Source organism: Paenibacillus sp. FSL E2-8871 (assembly GCF_038000345.1).
In the GTDB taxonomy this organism is placed as follows: Bacteria; Bacillota; Bacilli; order Paenibacillales; family Paenibacillaceae; genus Paenibacillus_AQ.
In genome coordinates, this window is record NZ_JBBOBV010000001.1 from 4,926,099 (window position 1) to 4,951,697 (window position 25,599).

The window sequence follows — 25,599 nt, forward strand, 5'->3', positions numbered from 1 at the left end:
TCCTTTTGATGGTCGTTGCAAGCGTTAAGTTTAGTCTGTTAAGCCTCTCCGTAATGTAAATAGGTCTTTCAAAGCCTCAGTAGACAGCTCGGTAATCCAGCCTTCGGAGCTGGAGATGACATTATCGCTTAGCTGCTGCTTACTCTCCAGCATCTCATCAATCTTTTCTTCGAGCGTCCCGAGAGCGATGAACTTATGCACCTGTACATCACGCGTCTGGCCCATCCGATAGGCGCGGTCCGTCGCCTGATTCTCAACGGCCGGATTCCACCAGCGATCGAAGTGGAATACGTGATTGGCTGCGGTTAAGTTCAGACCGACACCTCCGGCTTTGAGAGAAAGGATGAATACATTCGGCTGATCAGACGGTGGTGCATCTGGACGTCTGGACCCTTCGTCCGCGGAAGGTGCAGGCGTCTGGAATCGCTCAATCATTCGGTCACGCGCCTGTTTGGAGGTGCTTCCGTTCAAATAAAGGACAGGCTCCCCAAGCTCCTGCTGTAGAACAGCCTGAAGCATTTTTCCCATCCCGACATATTGCGTAAAGATGAGACAGCGCTCATCCTCTGTACGCAGTTCCTTAACCATATCCAGCAGTCTTTCAAGTTTAGAGGAACGGTTAATGAGTAGACTGGTATCCAGTTTGTTGTCCGAATCCGTTTCAGGGAGGGCCTCCTTAGTCACAAGCATCGGGTGATCACATAGCTGCTTAAGTCCGGTCAAAGCCCCAAGAATGGCGCCCTTACGCTCAATACCTTCCAACTTCTGCATACGGTCGAGCAGTCCGTTTACGGTCTGGTCATAGAGCGCAGCTTGTTCAGCTGTCAGATGGACATAGGTCTTCATCTCGTTTTTATCTGGAAGATCGAGCTGAATGTTAGGATCCTTTTTCTTACGGCGTAGCATGAACGGCTTCACGAGATTCTGTAGGTCCGCTGTACGTTTCTCGTCACGTTCCTTCTCAATGGCATTACTGAATCGGTCGTTAAAGGCTTTGGCACTACCCAGATAACCTGGGGTTATAAAATCATAAATGGACCACAGCTCGGATAATCTGTTCTCTATAGGTGTTCCTGTCAGCGCAATCCGGTGTAAAGCCGGGAAGCTGCGCACAGCTACCGACTGCTTCGTTTGAGCATTCTTGATGTTCTGTGCTTCGTCCAGACAAATCGCCGCCCAAGTGAATTCCTTCAGCAACTCCTGATCAAGCGCTGCAGTCGCATAAGAGGTGAGAACCACGTCAGCTTGCGACGCAGCGCCATAGAAGAATCCTGCGTCCAAACGGCGACTTCCGTAGTGCAGCATCACATTCAAAGAAGGCGCAAAGCGCTGCAATTCCTTCTGCCAGTTGCCCAGCACGGAGGTAGGGCAGATGATCAGAGCAGGCCACCCCGGAGGGTCGGTCTGGCGACGGGATGAGCTAGGATCGGTATTTTCTTTGATATGAAGTAAATATGCGATGAGTTGGACGGTCTTGCCAAGCCCCATATCATCGGCTAGACAAGCCCCCAAACCGAATTGACGCAGGAAAGTCAGCCAAGCATATCCTTCATGCTGATAGGTGCGTAGCTCTGCCTGGAGACCTGCGGGCACTGGAGGCTTCGGCCACTGTGAGCGCTGGCCGAGCTGACCAATGAGGCTGATCAAATGCTCGTTTAGCTCTACCTCGAGCCGCAGGCGCGCCGCATCCTCTTGAAGCTGCTCTTCTGTAGCCTCAGCATCAGCTTCCTCACTCGCTTGCAGCAAATGAAGCTGAAGCACATCTTGGAAAGACAAGCCTTGCGACTTGTCCATACCAGCCATGGCTCTTTGGATTTGCGCCAGCAGCGCGGGATCGAGCGAGACCCATTTGCCTTTGAAGCGGACGAGTCGTTCTCCTCTTGCGACCAGCTCGGCAAATTCAGCTTCGGTGAGGTCGACGTCGCCGATGGAGATTCGCCAATCGAAATCGATGATCGAATCGAGGCCGAACAGCGACTCGCCGCCGCTACGTTTGTCCTCGCCGGAGCTGATCTTGGCGCGCAGGCGCGGTTTTTTCCGGCTGGCGGCTTCCCACCACGCCGGCAGCAGCACTTGCCAGCCTGCTTCCAGCAGCCGCTGGCTCTCGGCGGTTAAGAACCGCCAAGCGATGGCATCGCTGAGCGGTTCGGTCAGCACGTCGCCGCCCGCCGCGAAGCGCTCGGGCGGCAGACTGCCGCGGAGGCGCTCCAGCCATCCCGCGGCCCGTTCGTGCACGTGGGCCGACCATGCTGTTGGCCACAAGCCGTGCGGCTCGCCATCATCGGCGAGCCTGATGGGAACAAGCGCGGATTCATCGCGCTTGTCCTGAAGGATCAGCTGCAGCCGCCAAGGGGATTCATCCCCTTCCGGCTCCAGCAGCTGAAGTGCAGGCCGGAAAGGCGCGGTATCCGCCTTCCAGCCAATGGCGATAAGCCATGCAGCGGTATCCATGCCCGCTGCAAGGGCCCCGCTTCTATCGAATAGAAGCGGGAATTCGCTCCGGAGGTCACCTGCCTCGGCCTCCGTGCTGTAATACCTCTGCGATACGGCGGCGGAGAACGCCGCGCATAGCCCACGGCTAAATTCGCTGCCGCCATTTAGCGCCTCAAGAGCCCCTTTGGCAGTGTCATTCTCCACTGCCACCTGCGCCAAAGCACCCTCATCCCAGGTCCATTGCAACCTCCCAGCACGATAAGCGGAGATATCGGGAATATACTGTTTGTGCTCCAGACATATAGCCAGAAGTGGCGCCAGTTCAGTCAGGTGAGCCGCATCGCCCTCCCAGTTCCATTCGATATGCGCCAGCAGCTTCTGCTCTGCAAAGAAATGGATGACCTGCTCCGCAGGTAGAATCACTAGCTCTACACCTTCTCCAGCTGGTTGAACCGTTAACTCCGTTCCATAAAAAGACGCCTCATGCCAGGCGAATAACCGCTGTTTAAGCTGCAAACCGGGCACGAGATCTTCTCTTTCATTTATTCCATATATTAAAGCGTCGCCATACTGGCTTAATGCAAGCCGGATGGTCAGCGTGCGTAAATGCATGTTCATGGTATTAGCTTTCCTTTCCGAAGCTCCTCTTGCAGCGCACGGAGTCTGCTGTGCTTTGTGGTGAAGGCAATGAGGAACTCTTCCCACCGTTCTTCTTGTTTCATTTTTTTATACAGCTTGGATAATCGCTTCAATAGTTTCACAGCCGCCTTGTAGCTATGTCTATTCTTATCCAGCACAAATCTTTCGACGGCCTGATGGTAGAAAGGGAGTAGAACTTCGGGTGCGTTTTTCTCCATAGGCTGGAGGTCTGTAACACGAAATTCGGAAGGCAGCTTACCGATGGACAGTTGATAATCCATCCATGTCTGCCATTTTTCATAGGTAATTAATTTCTCTTCGTATACTTCTCCAGAGATAGGTAACATGGTGGCTAATGTATTCCACATCTGCGGCTCAGCTTCAGGAAGGTGGCGAACGGCCTCTTCCCATCTGTTCGAATAGTTATTCAGATTATAGAGTCTGCTACTCAGCAGTGGACCGATCTGAGCAAGCCAGCCCACCAAGCGTGACCATTCACCTGCATCCAGAAGCGGGGAGGTGAAGCTCATAAGCTCATCAGGATGGAGACCTGGGCGCTCGGCAGCCTTATTCAGTAATTCCCAAGCCTTTGGGTCATCCTTCAGATAAAAATACATGCGGCTCTGGGCTAATAGCCACGCATGGCGTGACAGGGAAGCGCCTAATTCACTTTCTGCCTGCTGAAGCTGTTTGATTTCATCCAGATAAAGCTTAGTTCCGCCTGTATTCGGATAAATCCAGTTTCTCCACAGCAGGTCATAGCACAGTGAAAAAGAGGGTTGATCCCGCAAGCGATCGCGCGACTCCGTCAACATCTCACGCCGCAAGTAGGAGAGGGTCTCGACGATATGCGGCCACAGATCGTATTCCTGCTCTTGCTCGGGAGACAGCGGGAGTGTGCTTTTTAACAGACGTGTGATTGCTTCCTGTAGTTCAGAGACCGCTACTTGCGTGTAATAGCCGAGTGATGAGGTAAAGGCGACCTGACCGGGTAGATTGGCGGAAGGCTTAGCCAGCTTTTCTAGGAGAAAAAGATGGGCATGCAGGGTAAATAGCTTGTCCATTTCCGGTGATAACTTCGGCTTAAATTTAGTAATGGAAGATAATGCCCGATCCACATATTCAGGATTCCGAGTGGTATGTGCCAGAGGCGTGATGCAGAACGCAAAATACTCGCGCCACTCCGTGATGCCTCCGTCAGCGATCCGGCTGGCATGTTCTTTTAGCTGCTGCTGGTGCTTTCCATCGGTTCCGACAGGTGAACTACTAGATGTTTTTGGGAGAAAAGATGCGGCTTTGGCGTTAGCTAGAACTTGTACAGACCTATTCTGTTGTTCAGCAAAACTGAGCAGCACGGCGGCCATATGCTTGCAATGTCCTGAAACTGGGCAGTTGCAATGGCACCGCGTGAAGCTGTCCAGATCAATAGTAACGCGGTAATCCTCTCTACCTTCAACAAGGGCATTGATCTTAGATGGCTCCGTCATAGTGAACGAACGAATACGGCTTTGCTTATAATATTGGAACCCTCGTTTGAGGGTGAGGTCATCGAAATAATAGGCGACATTCTGGATGAGCTTACTCCACTGCGTATCATCCATAGTATAGGTTGGTTGCATACAATTGGTCTCCCGTAAGAAAAATGGTCGTTATTTGACCTTCATTATATCATTTCTTTTTGAGTAGGATGTTTTGGCGTTGTAATGAAAGCGAAAATGCTGGCTTGTATGGAACGTGGGGCCTAAACATATACTAATCGTGCTGAAAATTGAAGTATAGATCAAATAAAGGTCAAAAAAGGTCAAAACATTAAAAACATTAAAATTTGTAGCATTAAATCAGCTGATTTGCCTGAATTTGACTGAAAATTGGCTTAAATCGATTTTGTTATTCCTCTGATAGGGGACTATAATAAGGTCATAGGTCAAATAAAGTCAAAGTCAATGAGAGGAGAATGGATAATGTTTGATTTGGTTCCTTTTGGTAAACGTAGAGATGATGCTTTTGGTATGCTGGCTAAGTCTTTGAATGATGTTTTTAATGATGATTTTTTTGCACCGATCAAGAGCTCGACGATGTCCTTCAGAACGGATATTCGCGAGAGTGAGCAGGCTTACCTGATTGAAGCTGAACTTCCTGGCTTTAAAAAAGAAGAAATCGACATTGATTATGCCAGCCCTTACTTGACGATTAAAGCGGTGCGGAAGGAAGAGAATGCGGAGGAGAACAAGGATCATCAAATTGTACGTAGAGAACGTCGATATGGTGAATATGTTCGCAGATTCTATGTTCAGGATATTGCAGTGGAAGAGATTCGCGCGTCTTTGAAAGACGGATTACTGAAGCTGGAAGTTCCAAAACAGCAAAAACCACAAGGGAAACGCATTGAGATTCAAGACGGAGATTCTAGCGCATCGCAGTCTGAATAAGCATAATTTAGGCGGTAATAGTTTCCGCTCAGCATCTTAGAGATAGGCAGCGAGCTTTTAATATAGTGTTATGAATAAAAGGCGCATTGTAGTGGAGGATTCCGGCTATGGTGCGTCTTTTCTCGGAATCGTACGATGAGTTGTATTTAATCAAGCGTTGAAAGGAGGAATCCGAGTGGCTAACAAAAGCTATTATGATGCTTTGGGCGTGAACAAAACAGCAACTAAACAGGAAATTAAAAAGGCTTATCAAAAGCTGGCCAAGAAGTGGCATCCCGATGTGAATAAAGCCTCTGAGGCAGAGGCGAAATTCAAAGAAGCGGCTGAAGCCTATGAAGTGCTGGGCAATGAGGAGAAACGCAAGCTTTACGATGAGGAGCTGCTTTATGGGGCTCAGCGTGGTAGAGCTGGTGGAGGTGCGTCGAGCGGGGCCTCTTCGTGGGATTCAAACTTTGGTGGAAACTGGAACGGTGGGACTTATTCTGCAGGAGGTTCTGGCATTTCGGAGGAAGATTTGTTCGGAATGTTTTTTGGGAATCGGGGATCGGCGGATCGCGCTGGCTTTGATTTCTTTTCTAGTAGTAGTAGTGGGCGTGCGAACGGCAATCCATGGGGTGAGGCGCGCAGTACGACGCAGGTGCAGCTGGATATTACGTTGGAGCAGGCCTATAAGGGAGCAACTGTAAGAGTGCAGATCGGTGATAAAACTGTGGACGTTCAAGTTCCGCCGGGATCTAGTGAAGGCACGATTTTAAAAATCGCAGGAACCACTCAGAGTGGCATAGCTCCAGGTGGCGATGTACTGCTGGCACTTCATATTCTTCCTCATGATATATACGAGCTTCGAGGTGGCGATTTATACGGTGTAGTTGAAGTTGCTCCATGGCAAGCGGTATTGGGTGGTGAGGTGAAGGTTCCATTACCGGGTGGCGGTGCCGTGAAATTGAAGATTCCTGCAGGAATTCAAAGTGGTAAAACGCTGCGCATCCCAGGCAAAGGTTTGAAGCGTGAGAATGGTGCGAACGGTGATATTTTATTTGGTATTGAGATTGTTGTCCCTGAGCCAACCAGCGAAGCGGAGAAGAATTTGTACCGTAAACTGGCTGAATCCAGCCATTTCGAGGCTAGAGCTAAACGTCAAAGCGCTAGTGCGCAGCGCCCGAAGGCAAAAGTGGGTAATTAATAGGTAGGTAGAGGTAACTTTGTATGTTCGTGATCGAATGTGGCTGGTGAATATGGTGAATAGAGTGCTAGTAGTAGAAAAGTAACTTAATTAGAAACTAACTAATAGTAGAGACCTGTGAGAAGTGTCGGGAAAAGGAAGGGTAAAAGTGTTCTAAAGGTGCCGATTTCGGCTCGATGAGCGAAAAGAGGGGTAAAAGTACCCCAGAATGAGTCGTATTGGGCTCGATGAGTGAAAAGAGGAATGAAAATGCCCTAGAATGCGTGGATTTCGGCTCGATGAGCGAAAAGAGGGGTAAAAATACCCCAGAATGGGCCGAATTTGGCTGATCACTCGAAATGTACGGTATTAATCCCGCAGATAGCGCCAAATGCGGCTCATCCGTCCAAATGAACGGTATTAATCCCGCAGATAGCACCAAATGCGGCCCATCCGCCTCAATTCAGCGGTATTAATCCCGCTAAATCAATCTATCCCGGCCAAAACGGCCGATCCTATATATCAGTCCTAAATAGAAAGGTGAGAGAGCTATGGATTTCAATAAACTTACTCAAAAGCTGCAGGAAGCAGTAGCTGCGGCGCAGTCGCTGGCTTCAGAAAGCGGACATCAGGAGATCGATAATCTCCATCTTTTAAAAGCGTTACTCCAGCAGCAAGAAGGCTTGCTGCCAAGATTGCTGCAAAAGATGAACGTCCCCGTAGCTGAGCTGCTGCGCAGCACGGATGAACTGCTTGGGCGCAAGCCGAGCATAAGCGGATCAGGAGCAAGCACAGTACGGCGTTATGCCTCGCAATCGCTGATTCATCTGCTGGAACAGGCGGAGAAAGAAGCAGCGAAGATGCAAGACGAGTTTGTTTCGGTAGAGCATGCCGTGCTGGCCATGGTGTCGGATTCGAGCAGGGATAATCGTGAGCTACGTGATCTTTTTGTCAGTCGTGGATTAACACGCGAGAAGCTGATGTCTATACTTGCTGAGATTCGTGGGCATCAGCGTGTAACGAGTCGGGAGCCGGAGGCTACTTATGAGGTGCTGGAGAAATACGGACGTGATCTTGTAGCAGAGGTTCGCGCGGGCAAGATCGATCCAGTCATCGGACGTGACGCTGAGATACGTCGTGTGATCCGAATTCTGTCCCGTAAAACGAAGAATAACCCTGTGCTGATCGGTGAGCCAGGTGTAGGTAAAACAGCGATTGTGGAAGGCTTGGCTCACCGGATTGTACGCAAAGACGTACCGGAGGGGCTGAAGGACAAGACGGTTTTCTCGCTGGATATGAGTTCCCTTGTAGCAGGCGCGAAGTTCCGAGGTGAATTCGAGGAACGCCTGCAGGCGGTACTGAGGGAAGTTCGTGAAAGTAACGGCCGTATTATTCTTTTTATTGATGAGCTGCACACGATTGTAGGCGCAGGTAAAACCGAAGGTTCGATGGATGCGGGCAATATGCTGAAGCCGATGCTGGCTCGCGGCGAACTGCACTGTATCGGTGCCACAACGCTCGATGAATACCGCAAGTATATAGAGAAGGACCCTGCGCTGGAGCGCCGTTTCCAACAGGTGCTGGTCAGTGAACCGGATGTAGAGGATACGATCTCCATTCTACGCGGTCTGAAGGAACGGTTCGAAGTCCATCATGGAGTCAAAATCCATGACAGCGCCCTCGTCGCTGCAGGTGTTCTGTCTAACCGCTACATTACGGATCGTTTTTTGCCGGATAAAGCGATCGACTTAGTGGATGAAGCTTGTGCCATGATCCGTACAGAGATTGATTCCATGCCGGGTGAGATGGATGAAGTGACCCGCCGTCTGATGCAGATGGAGATTGAGGAAGCAGCGCTCAAAAAAGAAACGGATGACGCCAGCAAACGCCGTCTGGAAATCTTACAACGTGAACTAGCCGATCTCAAGGAGAAGCAGCTTGGGATGACGGCGCGTTGGGAGAAGGAAAAGTCAGCGATTCAAGGCATCCGCGACCTCAAAAAGCGGCTGGAGCAAGCCCGTAAGGATTTGGTCGATGCACAGGAGGAATACGATCTTAATAAATCAGCCGAATTGAGCTATGGCATCATTCCTGATCTAGAGCGGCAATTGAAAGCAGCGGAAGAAGCGGCACAGCAGGATCAGGATACAAGATTATTGCGTGAAGCTGTAACCGAGGAGGAAATCGCAGATATTGTGTCGCGTTGGACGGGCGTTCCAGTTAGCAGACTGGTTGAAGGCGAACGGGATAAGCTGCTGCGTCTGGAAGAAACGCTGCATGAACGAGTTGTGGGCCAAGATGAAGCTGTCAGCTTGGTGGCCGATGCCGTGCTTCGGGCAAGAGCCGGGATCAAAGATCCAAATCGGCCGATCGGTTCCTTCCTGTTCCTCGGTCCGACTGGGGTAGGGAAGACGGAGTTGGCTAAATCGCTCGCGGTCTCTCTCTTTGATCGCGAAGATGGCATGATCCGTATCGATATGTCGGAGTATATGGAGAAGCACAGTGTTTCTCGCCTAGTCGGTGCACCTCCGGGATACGTTGGATATGAGGAGGGCGGCCAACTTACAGAAGCTGTACGGCGTCAGCCTTACACAGTAGTGCTGCTCGATGAAGTGGAGAAGGCGCATCCCGATGTATTTAATATTCTACTGCAGCTGCTTGATGATGGACGTCTGACCGATTCGCAGGGCCGGATGGTCGACTTCAAGAACACGATCATTATCATGACCTCAAATATCGGTTCACCACATCTGATTCAAGGCACCGATGAGAAGGGTCAGCTTACGGAGGCTGCCAAGGATAGCGTAATGAAGGAACTAACTGGTCATTTCCGTCCAGAGTTCCTGAACCGGGTTGACGATATTGTGATGTTCAAGCCGTTGACCCTGGGCGAGATCGAGAAAATCGTGGACAAACTGGTGGACGGATTACGTTTACGTCTTGCTGACCGGGAGATTGGTCTTGAGTTAACTGAGCCCGCGGTACGTTTTATCGCTAAGGAAGGTTTTGATCCAGTGTATGGGGCGAGACCGCTGAAACGCTTCATCCAGCGAAGTCTGGAGACCCGTGTGGCACGTGCGATCATTGCTGGTGAAGCCGCAGAAGGTACGGTGATTCAAGTAGACGAATCCGGCGGCGGCCTGACGGTGAGCATTATAAAGCCAGATGTTGATACTATGTAAAAATAAAAGGCGTCCACAAAGCTACTAAGGTTTTGTGGACGTCCTTTTTATGATTACCCTCATTCCACCCAAGGTATTAAATGAGGGTGTTCATCCAGAATGGACAGGTATTGCTCCTTCCAGCCGTATTGGCCATCGGGATCAAGGAGCATGTAACGCAGATATTTTTCTAAGCGGAATTCTGCCTTCGACCAGCCTAGATGCTTGAGTCGCAAGTTGCTTAGCTGGTGGGGAAGCTCGAAGACATTCTCCGGGAATCGCCCACAATGCTGTGGAGATTCATTCCATACATAGTTGAAGTCTTCTTTATAACGAAGCAAAAAAGGACGGTAATTCAAATGAGAGCGCCAGTAAATATCTTCTCTGTAATGGGTGGCGTTCCATAAATCATAGAGACGGAAACAGAATAAATCGACCTCGTCAGCGTACAGCAGGGGTTCGATATTTGCCGCGAAGCTCGCTTCAAAGATTTCGTCTGCGTCCAGACTTAGAATCCACTCGGGCTTCGTCTTCAGAACCTCTTCCCATTGCTGCTTTCGCAGCTCAATTTCATTGCTGAATTTGGATATGGTATTGTGCACGAGATGGACGGGAATGCCTTCAAGCACCTCCAGGCAGATAGCTGCTGAATTATCGGTGCTGCCATCATCGATAATGACGGCCTCGTCGATGTATTTGCGATGCTCTTCCAGAACCTGTCGCAGAAAGCGTCCACTTTCATTTTTCACAACCATGGTGAGGGTTAGCTTGGGCCGCTTTCTGGCTGGGGGGACTGCCTCCTTGGAGCTTTCGTTGTCTGGATTGTCTGTTGTGGGTGTCGGCATTACTGATGCAGGTACTTCGTCCGTAGATGAACTGTTCTCAGTATCAGTGGCTTCAGCTTTGGTCTCCGTAGTTTCTTTGATGAAATCCTCTACTTTACTCAAATCACTGTCTCTATACAAGTGTAGCGCCGGATAATGGGTATCGACGAACAAGGGGATGCCAAGGGCTGCGGCACGAATGCAGAAATGACGGTCTTCTCCCCAGTATGAAATGTTGCGAATTTGATTATAGCTGACTCCAGCTTTTATCGCATGCTGACTAATCAATGTACAAGCCCCGAGTCCGCCCACCTCATAGATTCCGGGAATCCGCATCTTTGCTATGAATTCATGAAATCTGCGATTAATCTCCTCTGGTTGCAGTTTTTCACCGGGCAGTAGCTCCCACTGATTGTATTCGTCGTGCATCCATACCTGCGGCTGAAACATAGTCTCTGGCTGCCACTGCGTCCAGAATACCTCTGAAATAATATCCTTGTTCGTACCTATTAGATGTCTGAGGGTATCAGGATGGAGAATGAGATCAGAGTCAATAAGGAATAAATAATCATAGTTCAAGGTTTGGGCGCGGTTGATCATGAGGTTCTTAAAATTGGCTACTTTCCAGACTAAGTTGGTGTTCCAAAAGTGGGTAGTATCATTGCGAATATACGCATCGTGAAAGCCGGAGCTCTGAAGATAAATATGATCACCCATGCTTTGGAATTCCAGGAGCAGCCGACTTGACTCCTCATCATCATTATCATCAACTAGATGGAAATCCAGCTCAATATCGGCAATATTCAGACGAAGCAGGGAATTCAGAAATTCTTTTAAAACCATAGGCTTCTGGTGGATTGGACTGCCAATCAATACGCGAACCTTGTTTTCCGTCATTGCCGCCTCCTTGGGGAACGCCCCTCTTTCCTTGGATGATCCTTATGTTCTCAATATATTTACAGGAGAGCGGCAATAATCCTTATTTTTCAAAGTTCTGTAAAGTAAATGAATGTTAGATGTATTAATTCGTAACAATCTGCTGTACAATAACCGAATAATTAGATACAGATGACAACATGAACAGCAAAGGATGAGCGCTATGGATAAATCACCAATCGATTCCCTCAATATTACATTAATGTGAAATGCTATCCATTGTAATTCCTAGTATTCCGATATACAATATAAAAAACACAAGCAACGCAGAACATAGAATACGGGGGAGAAACTTATGCGTAAAGGATTATCTGGAGTTATTACTTTGATTTTGTTAACATTTTTGATTAGTGCGTGCTCCGGAGGGAACACCGCCACTTCTACAAATACAAATCAGACACCTGCTACTAATGATGGAACGACAGCAAGCACTGAGATAAAAGATGGAGGCAACTTGATTATTGGAGTCGCTGCTGATCCTGTTATTCTAAATCCGAACTACGCGGGTGATCGTGTCAGTCTTACGATTGACCAAGCGCTCTATGCTCCACTGTTCCAAGTAAATGATGGTAAGAAGACCTTCTACTTGGCAGACAGCCTGACCCTTTCAGAAGATAACCTGACTTATACGTTGAAGCTGAAAAGCGGACTGACATGGCATGACGGAGAAAAGCTTACTGCTGACGATGTCGTGTTCACGATTGATAGCATCCTCGATGAGAAGCAAAACAGCATGTTGAGAGCGAACTTATTCATCGGTGATAAACCCGTTAAGGCCGTTAAGGTGGATGATCTGACCGTAGAGTTCAAGCTTCCACAGGTCAGCCCAGCTTTTGAAGCTACACTAGTGCAAGTATTTCCGATTCCAAAGCATATTTTTGAAAATGAGACGGATCTAGAGAAAAGCACCAAGAATGCTAATCCTGTTGGATCTGGACCATTTAAATTTAAAGAATATAAAGCGGGCGAATTTGTTACATTAGAAAGATTTGATAACTACTTTGGCGGCAAGCCACATCTTGATTCTGTTACGTACCGGATTGCTAAAGATACGAATGCTGCGAACCTCGCACTTCAGAGTGGTGAGATCAACATTAAATATCTAGATCCACAGGATGTTGGAACGATTGAAGCTTCGAACAATTTCGAAATTCTTCCTTATAGTGAAGGCCGATTGTCGTACCTGTTGTTCAACGCGAACAGCGATAGAGGTGCTCTTGCTAAAAAAGAAGTTCGTCAAGCCTTGTCTCTAGCACTAAGCCGTGATGAAATCATTCAGGCTGCTTATTCCTCTAGCGAGTATGCTGACCCGGCGAAGTCATTCTTGACTCCGGATGCATTGTTCTATACTAATGACGTACCTTCTTTCGATAATGATGTGGAAAAAGCGAAAGAGCTTCTGCAATCGGCAGGGGTTAGCGATCTGAAATTGAGATTGATTGTATCGAGCGGTAATAAAGCTCAGGAAGCTATTTCACTATACGTGCAGCAAAAGCTAAAGGCCATTGGCGCTGAAGTTGAACTGCAAAATATGGATGCCTCGGCATATGGCCAGAAGTTCAGTGATATGAATTCAACAGATTTTGAACTTGCGATTGCAGGTTATATTATGGGTTACGATCCTGATGCTTACAGAATTTTGTATACTTCTACTGCTGACTCTAACTACTCGCATTATAATAATGCTGAAGTCGATAAGTTGTTCAATGAAGGTGCAGGAGAAGCAGATGTGACTAAACGTGGTGAGATCTATAAGAAGATCCAAGAGATCATTGCTGACGATGCACCGATTTATCCAATTGCTAATACTAAGACTATTGTAGCTGTCTCCAAGAACTACGGCGGTCTGGAAGAAGCAGTCTTGAAGCCTGTCGTTATTTTTGAAGATTTATCGAAAATCTACCTTAAATAAAAACGGGAAAAAGTAAGCTGGGTTATCCAGCTTACTTTTTTACCGATACAGAACTGGGAGAATAAACGTATGAGACAACTTATCGTCCGAAGATTACTGCAAACCCTGCCGATGTTGTTTTTTGTTTCGGTTGTGTGCTTTGCGATGATTAAGCTGGCTCCGGGGGATCCGGTATTATCCTTCGTTACGCCGAATATGCACGCAGATGATATTGAGCGTATCCGGCATAACCTTGGGCTGGATAAGCCAGCCTACATTCAATATTTAATCTGGATTAAAGAAATATTGCAGGGGAATTTCGGTTATTCCCTAGTGAATCATCAGCCAGTATTGGATCAAATTCTAGAACGCCTGCCTGCAACGGCAGGTTTGATGGGTTCTGCGATCGGTCTCGCTGTTTTGCTGGCGATTCCACTCGGTCTTATTGCTGGAGCAAACCGGAACCGCTGGGTAGATAAGCTGATTAATTTCTTATCCTATGTCGGAATATCCGTGCCTTTGTTTTGGCTTGCCATCTTACTAATGTACTTATTCGCGATTAAGCTGCATCTGCTTCCTATTATGGGGATGCGAACGATTGGTGTGGAATCGGCGTTTGATGTATTCAAGCATGGTATCCTGCCTTGCACCGTGCTTGCTTTTGGATTCTTGGCTGGTTATGTGCGATACATTCGCTCTAGTACCATTGGACAGCTAAAAGAAGAGTACGTGCAGATTCAATATGCTTTTGGATCTAACAAGACAACGATTCTGTTCCGTCATGTAATGAAGCATGTGTTGCTTCCTGTAATTACATTGCTCGGGATGTCTATGGGTGATCTGGTGGCAGGCGCAATTGTTACAGAAACAGTATTTTCATGGCCAGGTATTGGCTCTTTGGGGATGACTGCAGTTAAAGGGATGGATTACCCCGTGATTATGGGAATTACTCTATTCTCCTCTTTAATGCTGATCATCGGTAATCTGGTCGCGGATATTCTATATAGCTTCGTGGACCCACGAATTAAATTAACGAGGTGACCTCATGAATCGCAGTAAATGGAAAAGTGTTGGAGATGAGCTATTTACGAATAAATTAGGCGCCCTTGCCCTCATTACTTTAATCATCTTCTCACTGGGCTCTATATTTGCTTTTTTATCTGGACATGATCCGAATGCGATGGATGTTCTGGCACGTCTGAAATCGCCGGGAGCCGATCACTGGTTCGGGACGGATGACTATGGCCGGGATTATTTTGCCCGCGCATTATATGGTGGCCGGGTATCACTGCTAGTTGGCTTTGCTTCAATGATCATTGCTACAGGCATAGGTGTGACGGTGGGCGTAATCAGTGGATTCTTTGGCGGATGGGTTGATAATCTTCTCATGCGGATGCTTGATGTAGTGCTGTCCATTCCTTCTTTCTTAGTTCTGCTGCTGCTTAGCGTATTTCTGAAGCCGAGTGTTGGGAATATCATCATTATTATTGCTCTATTAATGTGGATGAATATCGCCCGTGTCATTCGGGCAGAGACGATGACGATTAAGGAACGCGAATATGTACTCTATGCAAAAGCCTCCGGACAGAGCAATTTTGGAATTATTTGGCGTCATATTCTTCCGGGGCTAGTGCCTGTTGTCATTGTAGGTGCGACGAATAATATCGCTTCGGCGATAATGATGGAGTCGTCCCTAAGTTTCCTCGGGTTCGGGGTACAGCCTCCGAATGCGACTTGGGGCAGTATGCTTAACAATGCGCAGGGATATATCGCTCAAGCGCCATATCTGGCTTTATTCCCTGGATTATTGATACTATTAACGGTACTGAGCTTTAATGTTTTGGGTGATATTTTGCGGGTAGGCTTTGAACCGAAGCTGATCCGAAGATAGGAGTGTGAAGACATCATGACGGAACGGCTATTGTCTGTCGAGGATTTGAAGGTTTCGTTCCATACAAGGGACGGAGAGAATCAAGCAGTTCGCGGCGTTAGCTTTCATATAGATGCTGGTGAGACGGTAGGAATCGTCGGAGAATCTGGTAGTGGGAAGAGTGTAACTGCCAAGGCGATTATGTCGTTAATTACACCTCCGGGTAAAATTATCGGTGGAAATATTAATTTTCGGGGTGAGAATTTATCGAACCTTTCGGAAAAAGAGTGGAGAAAGCTACGCGGCAATCGTATAGCAATGGTGTTTCAGGACCCCATGACCTCTCTTAATCCTGTAAAAAAAATCGGCCAGCAGCTTACGGAAGTCATCCGTCGGCATCGAGGTTTAAATAAACAAGAAGCGCTTAAAGAGGCAGCAAGCATCTTGCGTCAGGTAGGTATTAATAATCCTGAACAGCGGCTGCAGCAATATCCGCATGAATTCAGCGGCGGGATGCGCCAGCGGGTCATGATCGCCATGGCTCTTTCCTGTAAGCCAGAGCTATTGATTGCGGATGAGCCGACAACTGCGCTCGATGTAACAATACAGGCGCAAATTCTCGATCTTTTTAAAGAGTTGAAAAATAATACCAGTACAGCTGTAGCGCTCATTACCCATGACTTGGGTGTGGTAGCACAGGTATGTACACGGGTTATCGTAATGTATGGTGGACTTGTGATGGAGGAGGGCACGGTAGAGGATATTTTTTATCGCCCACAGCACCCTTACACGAAAGGTCTGCTTCGCTCGATTCCAAAACGTGACGGCAAGTCGAGGGAACGCCTTGTCCCTATCGAAGGCACACCTCCGGATTTGCTGAATCCTCCTTCGGGCTGTCCCTTTATGGAACGTTGCCCTAATGCTTTTGCCCGTTGCAGCGAACGTCCTCCAGTCATCGAATTATCGCCTGGCCATCGTTCGATGTGCTGGCTGGCAGACGGTGTGCAGGAGACTCCAGCCGTAGCTGGTGTTGAAGGGAGCGGTTCTGTTGAGTGATAATAAGATTCTAGTGGACGTAAATAATCTGAAGAAACATTTCTCCAAAGGCAAGGATATATGGGGACGTAATACATCAGTGCTTAAGGCGGTAGATGGCGTAAGCTTTCAGATTCGTCAGGGGGAGACCTTTGGACTGGTCGGAGAGTCGGGGAGCGGCAAGTCCACGGTTGGACGCTGCTTGCTGCGATTGTATGACTATACAGATGGTGAAGTGTCTTTTGACGGGCAGCCGCTGAGCAAGCTTGGAGAGAAGCAGCTTAAGCCTTTTCGCAGACGGATTCAATCGATCTTTCAAGATCCATATTCCTCGTTGAATCCAAGCCTGAATGTACTTGATCTGATCAGTGAGCCTATGAAAATCCACGGGATCCACGAAGGCGACGAGCGTATAGAGGCTGTTGCGGCACTGCTGGATAAGGTGGGTTTAAAAAGAGAGCATCTTTATCGCTTTCCTCATGAATTCAGTGGTGGGCAACGCCAACGGATTTCGATTGCTCGAGCATTATCTGTGAAACCTGAATTCGTAGTGTGCGATGAACCAATCTCAGCGCTGGATGTATCTGTTCAGGCTCAGGTAGTGAATATGCTGGAGGATTTGCAGTCGGAATTTGGGTTGACCTACCTCTTTGTTGCACACGATCTGTCGATGGTACGGCATATTTCGGACCGGATTGGCGTGATGTATGGCGGTCGTCTCGTAGAGGTAGCTGAAAGTGACGAACTATACGAGAACCCTATTCATCCTTATACGAAGGCGCTGCTATCTTCGATTTTGGAGACAGACCCTAAGCGGGCTAATCAGAGAATTATTTTAGATGGATATTCGGCAGAGTACGGCAGGGCTGAGACTTCTACATTGCAGGAAGTTAGTCCGGGTCATTATGTTGCTTATGATTTCACAGAATAAGTAGAATCTATATACAGGTATGGGGGGAATCAGGATGTCAGACAATTTGAACCGGGTAAAGTTATCCCAGTGGGATGCTTTACTGGTAGAATCACTTCGCGCTTTGGGCTGGTCTAATGAGGATATTCTTCGTAAAGTGGCGGAGGGCGATTTGCCCGTTGACGAGAGTGAATACGAATTTGATTATAAGCAGTTGACCACTTTACAAGCGGAGCAGCCAGAATTGTTCGAGCAAGCGGTGAAGACAGGCTATCAGATCAAGTACAACACGATTCGTGGCATTCGTAGCTGGATATGGGTTGTTCTTGGTAAAGAGGCAGAGTTGGAGCTTGAAGAGGGTAAAGAAGCCATAGAAATAGTATTGACGACAGCCGAGAAGAACCGGCTGGAATCTGTGCTGTCATTCGGCTGGCAGATTCACGGTGGAGCCGGCGTGGAAGACGATGCCAGCGCTAACGCAAGCTACCGGATCGAGCCGATTCAACGATAGCCTCTCCGAGCAGAGAAGAAATAAAGAAAGAACGCCCTTACCTTTTCCTCATGGAAAGGATAAGGGCGTTCTTGGTTAGTTCACTTCAATCCGGCCACGCCGGAAGCTGATTTCTGCTTTGCCGGTGTGCAGCTGCCACATATGCCAGAATACAAACGGAACAATCATAATAAAGTTGATGATTCCCCAATAGTTCATGACGTCTGCATTGTACCACGATGAAGCATCCATTAGTGTCGGGAACAGGCTAACGAAGCAGGCGCGTAGAAGTAAATGTGCCGCTAATGTATAGACCCGCGCAATGATGTAGAGTTCTGGGCGGCGTTTGATGATGGGATAGAGCTCGGCTGCGAGAAGAATGCATAGCGAGCTTGCAAAGAACTTCGGACTCTCTGCATAGACGAAGGCTGCATTCCAAGTTGTATAGAGGAAGTTCCAGCCGATTGTCGTATATGCAATGAGATCGCCGTGCGATTCAGTAGAAATCTTCCAATATTTTGGCGCAAAAGGGATGGTTATACATAATAGGAGGCCGGTAAGCGCATTGAATGTATTCCCCATCGTAAAGTCTTTAATGGTCGCTTCCATGATATTAAGGAATAGAACGCCATATACGAACCACAATACCCAATCCTTCTGTAACCCATTCCAGAACGGTCCTTTTCGTTTCTCGTAGTTAGCAATACGAATGAATCCAACAAATATCGTAGGAAGAATTACACTTAAAATCTTGGCCCACCGAAACCAGCCTTCGACACCGCCCATAAGCCATAAGGGAAAGGTTAGTAAAGAAGCAATCCAGAACCAGTGGGCAAACTTATAATGCTTGCGCATGATACTGACAACAATAAGAAGCAGAACTATGTAGCCGATCATACTAACGCCGTACTGCCATGCAGGAATATCCATGATAAACCTCCTTTTTTTGTGAAAGCGTAATCAATTGTTGCCGATACTGAGCTTCAACCCTACAATGCTTGGTTAATTCATAAACATAACAACTGTTCGGTTTTATTGTATTAGGAATTAATTGGTTCTGTCTGTGCTAATTAACACACAAAAAACAAATTAGATTCAGTACTCTTTTCATATAAAAATAAATCGCAATAAGCGATTAAGTTGGGCGGGGAGTTTATGTCTGAGGATAGAAAATTACATATTATTGAGGCGACGAATCGTGTTATCTATCGAATGGGTATTGCGGGTACGACAATGCGGAGAATTGCCGATGAAGCCGGGCTTAGCACAGGGGCGTTGTATCATCATTACAATAGTAAAGAAGAGATTCTTTATGATGCGATGGATCGCAGTCTATCCGTATCTACGAGAATTGCCGAGGAGGTACAGCAAGGGAAGTATAGCCGCGGGGAAGTTATTGAGCAAATCAGCGAGAATGTGAAAGATCGTTTTAACAAAATAGATGACAATCGAATGCAGTTCTATCTTGCCCAGGAAGCGATACTAGGGAATGAGGAAATCTCCAATCAATTGAAAGTTAAGTATAAGAAATGGATTGGTCATACCGAGGAGCTGTTGCAACGCTTGTACGAAAAACAACCCGGGAAATACAATAAAGCCATTGCCTCATTGCTGATTGGAGCTATTGACGGGATCGTTATGCAGACGCTGCTGGGTGTGGCGAATACGGATGATATTGAAGATATTTCCGAGGTATACCACAAGCTTCTTGTAGAAGGCATTCCGAAGCTGTTAGAAGCATGGGATGAATAACGCAGAGCGTGGCGGTACGGCTAATCCTTGTGCGTGTAATTCACAGAATGAAACTCCCCGCAGCTTGCTGCGGGGAGTTTCATTATACGTTTACTGCTGTATAAGCAACCTCATATTGTGCAGCTTCAATCCAGGTTCCTGTCTTAAAGTCTCTGCCCCGGACAAGCACTTTATCTCTATATACTTCCACATAGAAGCCTTGGCTGCCTGTCTTATGCTTATCTTCGTTTGTCCAAAGGTAGGCGACAGAAGCAGCATTAAACATTGTTGCCATCTCTCCATGGCCAGGGTACATAGTGTTGTCTACCTCTAACTCCCAATGGGTGTGACCAGTGAATAACAAGGTCTGGGGGTGTCTCGAAAGAATCTCTTTTAATTCCTTATCTTGAGTGACACCATACCAATCTTGTGATTCTAACGATCCAGCTACTGTATCTTTAAGCGGTTGATGCAGGAAAAGAAAGATAGGCTGATCCGGTGAAGCTTGCTCCCCAAGCTTATGCTCCAGCCAATCAAGCTGCTTAGAGGAAAGATGACAGAATTTAGGTAATCCTTTTTCTGTACCTAGAAAGATAAAATGATAGCCATTAATCCAGTGATCATGATAGGGTCCAGACATTCCAGTCTGTGACGTATACATCCCTAAGCGAGACTTCCAAATCCCGAGGCCTACATCATGATTACCTAAAGTGAAAGTAATGTCGGGCAAGTCAACCTTATGTTGATTAATGATACGAAGCATTTCTTTATATTCAGCAGAAAAACCATGGTTTGTGACATCACCGATATGCATAATCCCACTGCTGCCTTTTCCATGTGCGGCTATATCACGGAGCGCCAGCTCAAAGTTAAGATTGTACTCATGATTTCGGTCAGCGGTGACATGCGTATCCGTGATGATCTGAAAGGTAATAACAGGCTTCTCTTCAGGTAATGTGTTCACGCTCATGTTTAGGCATCCCCCTTCATCTTATGAATCTATGAAATACTGTGGCTGTTCACTAATGCGTCTTCCCGCTAATGTTCAGTCCTATGATCCCGGTTAGGATAACGGCTATCCATAGTAGGGAGGACAGGGTTAGCTTTTCTTCGAAAAATAGGGCTCCTATGAAAGAAATAAGGATGATTCCCGCCCCTGACCATATCGCATAAGCAACGCCTACCTTAATAGAGGTGAGGGCAAAATTCAGGGAGGTGAAGCTGGCTCCATAGAACAGGAACATGAGCACGGAAGGCCAGAGCTGAGTGAACCCCTGAGATATTTTCATTGAGATGGTCCCTGACAGTTCGAACACAATAGCTAGCATCAGAAACATCCATGCCCATATTCCTTCTATTTTCACAGGGAAGTAACCTCGATGCTGAGTTCAGCGTAAGATCGCACAATGAGATCTGCATCCGGGAGAATATGCGACGAAGCACTAATATCTTCATTTTCAGTGATTCCTATAGCTACCTGTACACCCGCTGCTTTAGCCATTCGCATATCCCCATTAGTATCACCGATAACTGCTGTGTGCGCGGGTTCAACGGCCAACCTTTCGCAGGCAAGCTGCACCATGTCGGGGAAAGGTTTACCCTGATCCACAAGGTCTGTTCCAATTACCTCGGAGAAATAGTGCCGTATGCCGAGCCATTGGAGATGTTTCTCTGCAGCATCTGTTTCATCTGCGGTCACCACGGCGAGAGGGATGCCAGCACTCGCACACTCATCGAGAAAACGATGAATACCCGGCAGCGAGTGAACGGGGCGTTTCTCTTCCAACATAACATCCGCTTCCAGACGGCACTGATGAACAAGCTCCATGGACTCCGCCCACGATAAACCTTGCAGATAACCCTGCCATGACAGGATGGCATAGAGGTCACTCATAGTCCCCATAGCCAGGGGGCCGTTCCGATCATAATCGGTAATGCTTCCTTGGGCATTGTGTATAGTTCCCATTAATGCAGGGAGCTGTTCTTCTGGAATCTGTAGTCCTCTTTGCTTCATATCCTTCGTGAATCGCTCTAAAAAACACTCGCCCCAGCTGCCCCAGAGGGATACGAACTGGAGCAGCGTACCATCCTTGTCGAATAGAATAGCTGCTACAGCGTATCTGCCTTGTAGCGTGATGAGCTCAGACATGAACTCCACCGCCTTTATTTTAGTTTATCAAGCGCTGCTTGCGCTGTTTCCTGTGCTTCCTTAAGTGCCTGTGCTGCAGGAATATTCTCAATCTGCACCTTATCAGCGGCGATTTTCAGCGCATCGTTGATTTTGCCGCCAGTTGGATCTTGGAATGGTGCAGAGCCATGAGAAGCTTGCATCAACGGAATCTTAATCTGTGGATTGCTTTCACTGAATGACACAAACGCCGAGTCTTGCAATGCGGATTGGCGCACCGAAATATATCCAGTATTAATGGACCAAGAGGCAGTATTCTCGGCATTTGTGAAGTAGGTTAGCCATTTCATAGCCGCTTGTTTCTCACTGTCGCTAGCTTTAGATAGAATGCCGGCCATCAGTGCTTGGGCTACGGGTTTGCCCTCGCCAATCCCTGCCCAGCCTGGCTGCTCCATAGCAGAAACAATGCTAAAGTCGAGGTCACCTTGATCGCCACTGGAGCCGGTGTAGCCTGCGGATTGATTCTTCATTACATCATCAATTGTTTTGTACCAATATTCCCAGCCTTGACCCCCTGAATGAATCCGCATGATCTTATCCTCGTGGATCCATTTGCGGAACAAATCCCAGGTTTCGATCCACTCTTTAGAGTCGATCATGACTTGTTTCCCATCCTCGCTAAGAATAGTGCCTCCTTTGCTGAGCACGGCATCAATCATGTTCCCTGAACCCCACATAGGCTCCCAACCGAAGAAGGTGGTTTTGCCGCCGTCTTTCACGGTCATTTTCGCAGCTGCGGCAGCTAGGTCTTCCCAAGTCTTCAATGTGCTCGCATCAATTCCGTTCTTCTCAAAAGCATCTTTGCGATAGTACATAACCTGTGTTGTTCCATACATCGGCAGGAAGTATTGCTTGCCATCAACCTGGCCCTGATTTAGAAAGGTTTGGACAAAATCCTCTTTATTAAAATCTGGCTGCAATGCCATAAGCTCATCTATCGGTGCGAAATATCCTTTGCGGGCCCAATCTACGTTTGAGGAGAGAGCAGCAGCAGGCACTTTTCCTGTAGCAATCGCCGCTTGCAGCTTCTGCTCGGTTTCAGTGTAGTCTGCCTGCGCGATACCTTTGACAATGACCTCTTGCTGAGAGGCATTAAATTTCTGAATCAGTGCCTCCATATTCTCACCAAGCTTACCGCCGAGACCATACCAGAACTCAATCGTTATCGGTGCATTTTGTGTAGGCGCAGCCTCTGCGGAGGGGGAGGAAGAAGCTCCATTTGCCGCTGTAACATTACCTGTACTCGCATTTCCTCCACAAGCTGTTAACATTGTAAATCCGGCAACCAAAGATAGGGCGGACAGTCTCTTCAATACGTTCATCATCATTCTCCTCTTATTAAATAGAATAGTTAGCTTATCCTTTGCTGGAACCAGCGGTCATGTTGACGCTTTGCATGATCGTTTTCTGAGCTAGTAGAAATACTAGCAGCAACGGGGCGATGGTGAATGCGCTAGCGGCCATGATCAGCGGCCATTTCAATCCGTAAGCACCTCCTTGAGTGAAGAAACTACGCAGACCGGCCGAGACCAGCTGTAGATTAGGATCTTTGGTGATGAGCATTGGCCAGAAATAGTTATTGTACTGATCAATGAAGGTGATCAGGGCTAGCACAGCAAAGGAAGACCGTGTAATGGGGACAAGAATGGTCCAGAGAATCCGCATATGCGAGGAACCATCCACTTCTCCAGCCTCTACCAGCTCATGGGGAACCTGAAGGAAGGCTTGCCGAATTAGAAAGATAGAGAAGACACTTACACAGTTAGATAGAATCAACCCGGCATATGAATCCAGTAGATGAAGCTGGGACAATACCAGATATCCGGGAAGATAAACGGCGGTGGCAGGGACCATATAGCCGAAAAGAATGACACCTGCGAACAGCCCTCTGAAGCGGAATTTCATATGCGTAAGCGCATAGGCCATCATCCCGGAATTTATCACCTGCAAAATAACAATCGACACGGCGACAAATACGCTATTGCCCATATATCTAAAGAAAGGGGCTTCGTGCCAGGCGGCTGAAAAGTTACCCCACAGCGGCTCTTTCGGCCAGATCGTCGGCGGAGACTGCCAGATTTCATCATTGGTTTTTAAGGCGCTGGTGACCATCCAATAGAAGGGGAAGGCCATGATCAGTGCAATAGCTGCAAAAAATAGATGGCGGGCCAGTTTGCCCACTCGTACGGTCGTTGCATTCATCAGTCGTTCTCCTTTACAGCAGTAGTTATTGATAATGGGTTGTCCGTTTACTAACCTCTAGTGAGATTACGGAGAGCAGCATACATATAAATACCAGAATCATTGCGACACTAGAGGCTTCTCCAATCTGAAAGGCTTCAAAGGCAGACTGATAATACATATAGAGCAAGGTACGTGTTGATCCCGAAGGTCCACCTTGTGTCAGTACGTTAATCTGGTCGTATGCCTGTAAGGCACCAATGATCTGTACGATGAACAGAAACAGTGTCGTTGGCGAGATTAGCGGTAAAGTAATACGGTTGAATTTTTGCACAGCATTTGCTCCATCCAGTTCAGCGGCTTCCAACAGATCGGTAGGGACATTGCGTAGTGCCACCAAGTAAAAAATCATCGCCCAGCCTACCGATTTCCATATCGTCACGAGCAGAACGCCGAGCAGTGCCCATTTAGGATCTTGAAGCCAACCGATTTTTTCTAGACCTAAGAGGTCAAGTACAGTATTAGCAAGGCCAATTTCAGGTTCATAGATCCAGGACCAGACAATGGATACCGCCACGGTCGGCGTGACCCAAGGGGAGAAAAGCAATACCTGATAGAGGGTGGAGCCTTTCAGCTTCCCATTCATCAGGAGTGCAAGTCCAAGTCCGATCAGAATAACGGGCAGTACACTTCCCGCACAGAATAACAAGGTTACTCTTAGCGCTTTATAGAAGGCGGGATTGCTGAACAGATCCAGATAGTTGGTTAGTCCGACAAAGGTTTTCTCGGGGCTCATGAAGTCCCATTCAGTAAAGCTGAGATAAAATACATAAAGTAATGGCGCGAGCCAAAATACCACGAATGGAATCATTGCCGGCAAGGTGAAGAGCACCGGTTTCAACTCACCTATAAATCTTGTGCGTTTCATTATTTTGTCGATACCCCATTCCATCTTCTATTTTTTACGGTATAATTCTGAGGAAAGCTCCTCCGTTCAAAAAAAATTGTACACTCATCGAGCAGCTGCGTGGTCAAGCGGGCGTAAAGATCGATGCGAGATTATGTAAAAATTTAAGAGATTAGCGAAAGTAGTTGCTATTTTGTGTAAAATAGAAGGTAGATTCTAAGTGGAATGAGGGTGCAGCTATGAAACAGGTAGCCTTTGGTGAAGAGAATAGAGACTTATCTCCACGCGAGCAGCTGCTGCGTCCGATGATTGATGCAATTGCTCAGACGATGGACTTATATGGCGCCAATTATTCATTCGGGCAGCTGTATGGAATTATGTTCTTTGAAGACCGGCCGATGACGCTTGAAGAGATGAAGAATGTAATGAATATGAGTAAGAGTAATATGAGCTATGGAGTCCGATCTTTGATGGCTTCCAAAATGGTGACCAAGTTGGAGGAGAAGCGGGAGCGAAAAGATCTGTATGCAGTGGAAACAGATTTTTTTCAGACCTTTAAGAACTTTTTTGGAATGAAGCTGCAGCGGGAGATTGATGTCATGAGGCAAGCCTTGGATGTTGTTATTCCTGAGCTGGAGGGATTGGTTCATGCCGTGGATACGCCTGAGGAGGAGCGGCAATTCTGCCTGAAGGATCTGGAGAAGCTGGAGCATGCCATTCAATATTATGATTGGCTGCAGCAGTTTGTGGACGAGCTAGGGGAAGATAATTACTTTGTAGACAAGAGAAGGTCCTAGACCGTCTACAATTAC

At 47.5% G+C, this 25,599-nt stretch carries 21 protein-coding genes; 11 read left to right on the forward strand and 10 right to left on the reverse strand.

Annotation, left to right across the window (positions count from 1 at the left end):
* Nucleotides 1-30: 30 nt before the first annotated feature.
* Together NYE25_RS22390 and NYE25_RS22395 are read right to left on the reverse strand one after the other, a co-directional pair.
* A complete protein-coding gene (locus NYE25_RS22390) occupies nucleotides 31-3,051 on the reverse strand; it encodes a DEAD/DEAH box helicase (RefSeq protein WP_341146853.1) in 3,021 nt (1,006 codons plus the stop codon).
* Nucleotides 3,048-4,691: an SWIM zinc finger family protein gene (locus NYE25_RS22395; RefSeq protein WP_339268259.1), complete on the reverse strand. Its 1,644-nt coding sequence runs from the start codon at nucleotides 4,689-4,691 to the stop codon at nucleotides 3,048-3,050. The genes NYE25_RS22390 and NYE25_RS22395 overlap by 4 nt, the downstream gene beginning before the upstream one ends.
* Nucleotides 4,692-5,033: 342 nt before the next feature.
* Here NYE25_RS22395 and NYE25_RS22400 point away from each other — a divergent pair, with 342 nt between their 5' ends.
* The 3 genes from NYE25_RS22400 (at nucleotide 5,034) to clpB (ending at nucleotide 9,845) form a co-directional block, all read left to right on the forward strand.
* Nucleotides 5,034-5,501: an Hsp20/alpha crystallin family protein gene (locus tag NYE25_RS22400; RefSeq protein WP_076299931.1), complete on the forward strand. Its 468-nt coding sequence runs from the start codon at nucleotides 5,034-5,036 to the stop codon at nucleotides 5,499-5,501.
* 175 nt (nucleotides 5,502-5,676) lie between these two features.
* Nucleotides 5,677-6,684 (forward strand): J domain-containing protein, encoded by a 1,008-nt coding sequence (locus NYE25_RS22405; protein WP_341146854.1) that lies wholly within the window; start codon nucleotides 5,677-5,679, stop codon nucleotides 6,682-6,684.
* A gap of 530 nt (nucleotides 6,685-7,214) precedes the next feature.
* On the forward strand, nucleotides 7,215-9,845 hold the full coding sequence (gene clpB / locus NYE25_RS22410) for an ATP-dependent chaperone ClpB (protein ID WP_042184167.1): 2,631 nt from the start codon (nucleotides 7,215-7,217) through the stop codon (nucleotides 9,843-9,845).
* Nucleotides 9,846-9,904: 59 nt separating this feature from the next.
* On the opposite strand, the gene NYE25_RS22415 is transcribed toward clpB, so the two are convergent.
* Nucleotides 9,905-11,545, reverse strand: a complete 1,641-nt coding sequence (locus tag NYE25_RS22415; protein ID WP_341146855.1) for a glycosyltransferase family 2 protein — start codon at nucleotides 11,543-11,545, stop codon at nucleotides 9,905-9,907.
* A 334-nt stretch (nucleotides 11,546-11,879) separates the two neighbouring features.
* On the opposite strand from NYE25_RS22415, the gene NYE25_RS22420 reads away from it, so the two are divergent.
* The 6 genes from NYE25_RS22420 (at nucleotide 11,880) to NYE25_RS22445 (ending at nucleotide 17,801) form a co-directional block, all read left to right on the forward strand.
* A complete protein-coding gene (locus NYE25_RS22420) occupies nucleotides 11,880-13,496 on the forward strand; it encodes an ABC transporter substrate-binding protein (RefSeq protein ID WP_341146856.1) in 1,617 nt (538 codons plus the stop codon).
* A 69-nt stretch (nucleotides 13,497-13,565) separates the two neighbouring features.
* The gene (locus NYE25_RS22425) at nucleotides 13,566-14,516 is read left to right on the forward strand and encodes an ABC transporter permease (RefSeq protein WP_042123467.1); all 951 of its coding nucleotides are present in this window, start codon (nucleotides 13,566-13,568) and stop codon (nucleotides 14,514-14,516) included.
* Nucleotides 14,517-14,520: 4 nt separating this feature from the next.
* The gene (locus tag NYE25_RS22430) at nucleotides 14,521-15,366 is read left to right on the forward strand and encodes an ABC transporter permease (RefSeq protein WP_341146857.1); all 846 of its coding nucleotides are present in this window, start codon (nucleotides 14,521-14,523) and stop codon (nucleotides 15,364-15,366) included.
* A 15-nt stretch (nucleotides 15,367-15,381) separates the two neighbouring features.
* Entirely contained in the window at nucleotides 15,382-16,401 is a 1,020-nt protein-coding gene (locus NYE25_RS22435) for an ABC transporter ATP-binding protein (protein WP_076299926.1), read from the forward strand.
* Nucleotides 16,391-17,311, forward strand: coding sequence for an ABC transporter ATP-binding protein (locus NYE25_RS22440; protein WP_143759515.1), 921 nt, complete (start codon nucleotides 16,391-16,393; stop codon nucleotides 17,309-17,311). The genes NYE25_RS22435 and NYE25_RS22440 overlap by 11 nt, the downstream gene beginning before the upstream one ends.
* A 34-nt stretch (nucleotides 17,312-17,345) precedes the next feature.
* Entirely contained in the window at nucleotides 17,346-17,801 is a 456-nt protein-coding gene (locus NYE25_RS22445) for a hypothetical protein (protein WP_076285088.1), read from the forward strand.
* A gap of 75 nt (nucleotides 17,802-17,876) precedes the next feature.
* On the opposite strand, the gene NYE25_RS22450 is transcribed toward NYE25_RS22445, so the two are convergent.
* Nucleotides 17,877-18,710 carry a hypothetical protein gene (locus NYE25_RS22450; RefSeq protein WP_042184178.1) on the reverse strand — a complete coding sequence of 278 codons (834 nt, stop codon included), beginning with the start codon at nucleotides 18,708-18,710 and terminating at the stop codon, nucleotides 17,877-17,879.
* Nucleotides 18,711-18,935: 225 nt separating this feature from the next.
* Between NYE25_RS22450 and NYE25_RS22455 the strand changes: the two genes are divergently transcribed.
* Nucleotides 18,936-19,532: a TetR/AcrR family transcriptional regulator gene (locus tag NYE25_RS22455; protein WP_076285089.1), complete on the forward strand. Its 597-nt coding sequence runs from the start codon at nucleotides 18,936-18,938 to the stop codon at nucleotides 19,530-19,532.
* Nucleotides 19,533-19,614: 82 nt separating this feature from the next.
* On the opposite strand, the gene NYE25_RS22460 is transcribed toward NYE25_RS22455, so the two are convergent.
* Genes NYE25_RS22460 through NYE25_RS22485 form a run of 6 tightly spaced genes read right to left on the reverse strand, consistent with a single transcriptional unit; the run spans nucleotide 19,615 to nucleotide 24,808 of the window.
* Nucleotides 19,615-20,481 carry a metallophosphoesterase family protein gene (locus NYE25_RS22460; RefSeq protein WP_341059014.1) on the reverse strand — a complete coding sequence of 289 codons (867 nt, stop codon included), beginning with the start codon at nucleotides 20,479-20,481 and terminating at the stop codon, nucleotides 19,615-19,617.
* A 52-nt stretch (nucleotides 20,482-20,533) separates the two neighbouring features.
* Entirely contained in the window at nucleotides 20,534-20,848 is a 315-nt protein-coding gene (locus tag NYE25_RS22465; RefSeq protein ID WP_076285208.1) for a DMT family transporter, read from the reverse strand.
* Between the two features lie 23 nt (nucleotides 20,849-20,871).
* Nucleotides 20,872-21,660 (reverse strand): HAD family hydrolase, encoded by a 789-nt coding sequence (locus NYE25_RS22470; protein WP_341146858.1) that lies wholly within the window; start codon nucleotides 21,658-21,660, stop codon nucleotides 20,872-20,874.
* A gap of 14 nt (nucleotides 21,661-21,674) precedes the next feature.
* On the reverse strand, nucleotides 21,675-23,021 hold the full coding sequence (locus tag NYE25_RS22475) for an ABC transporter substrate-binding protein (RefSeq protein ID WP_081382943.1): 1,347 nt from the start codon (nucleotides 23,019-23,021) through the stop codon (nucleotides 21,675-21,677).
* A gap of 34 nt (nucleotides 23,022-23,055) precedes the next feature.
* Nucleotides 23,056-23,901, reverse strand: coding sequence for a carbohydrate ABC transporter permease (locus NYE25_RS22480; RefSeq protein WP_042184188.1), 846 nt, complete (start codon nucleotides 23,899-23,901; stop codon nucleotides 23,056-23,058).
* A 25-nt stretch (nucleotides 23,902-23,926) separates the two neighbouring features.
* Nucleotides 23,927-24,808, reverse strand: coding sequence for a carbohydrate ABC transporter permease (locus NYE25_RS22485; protein WP_076285209.1), 882 nt, complete (start codon nucleotides 24,806-24,808; stop codon nucleotides 23,927-23,929).
* 218 nt (nucleotides 24,809-25,026) lie between these two features.
* Here NYE25_RS22485 and NYE25_RS22490 point away from each other — a divergent pair, with 218 nt between their 5' ends.
* Complete coding sequence (locus NYE25_RS22490) at nucleotides 25,027-25,584, forward strand: GbsR/MarR family transcriptional regulator (RefSeq protein WP_076299923.1); 558 nt, start codon at nucleotides 25,027-25,029, stop codon at nucleotides 25,582-25,584.
* Nucleotides 25,585-25,599: the final 15 nt, after the last annotated feature.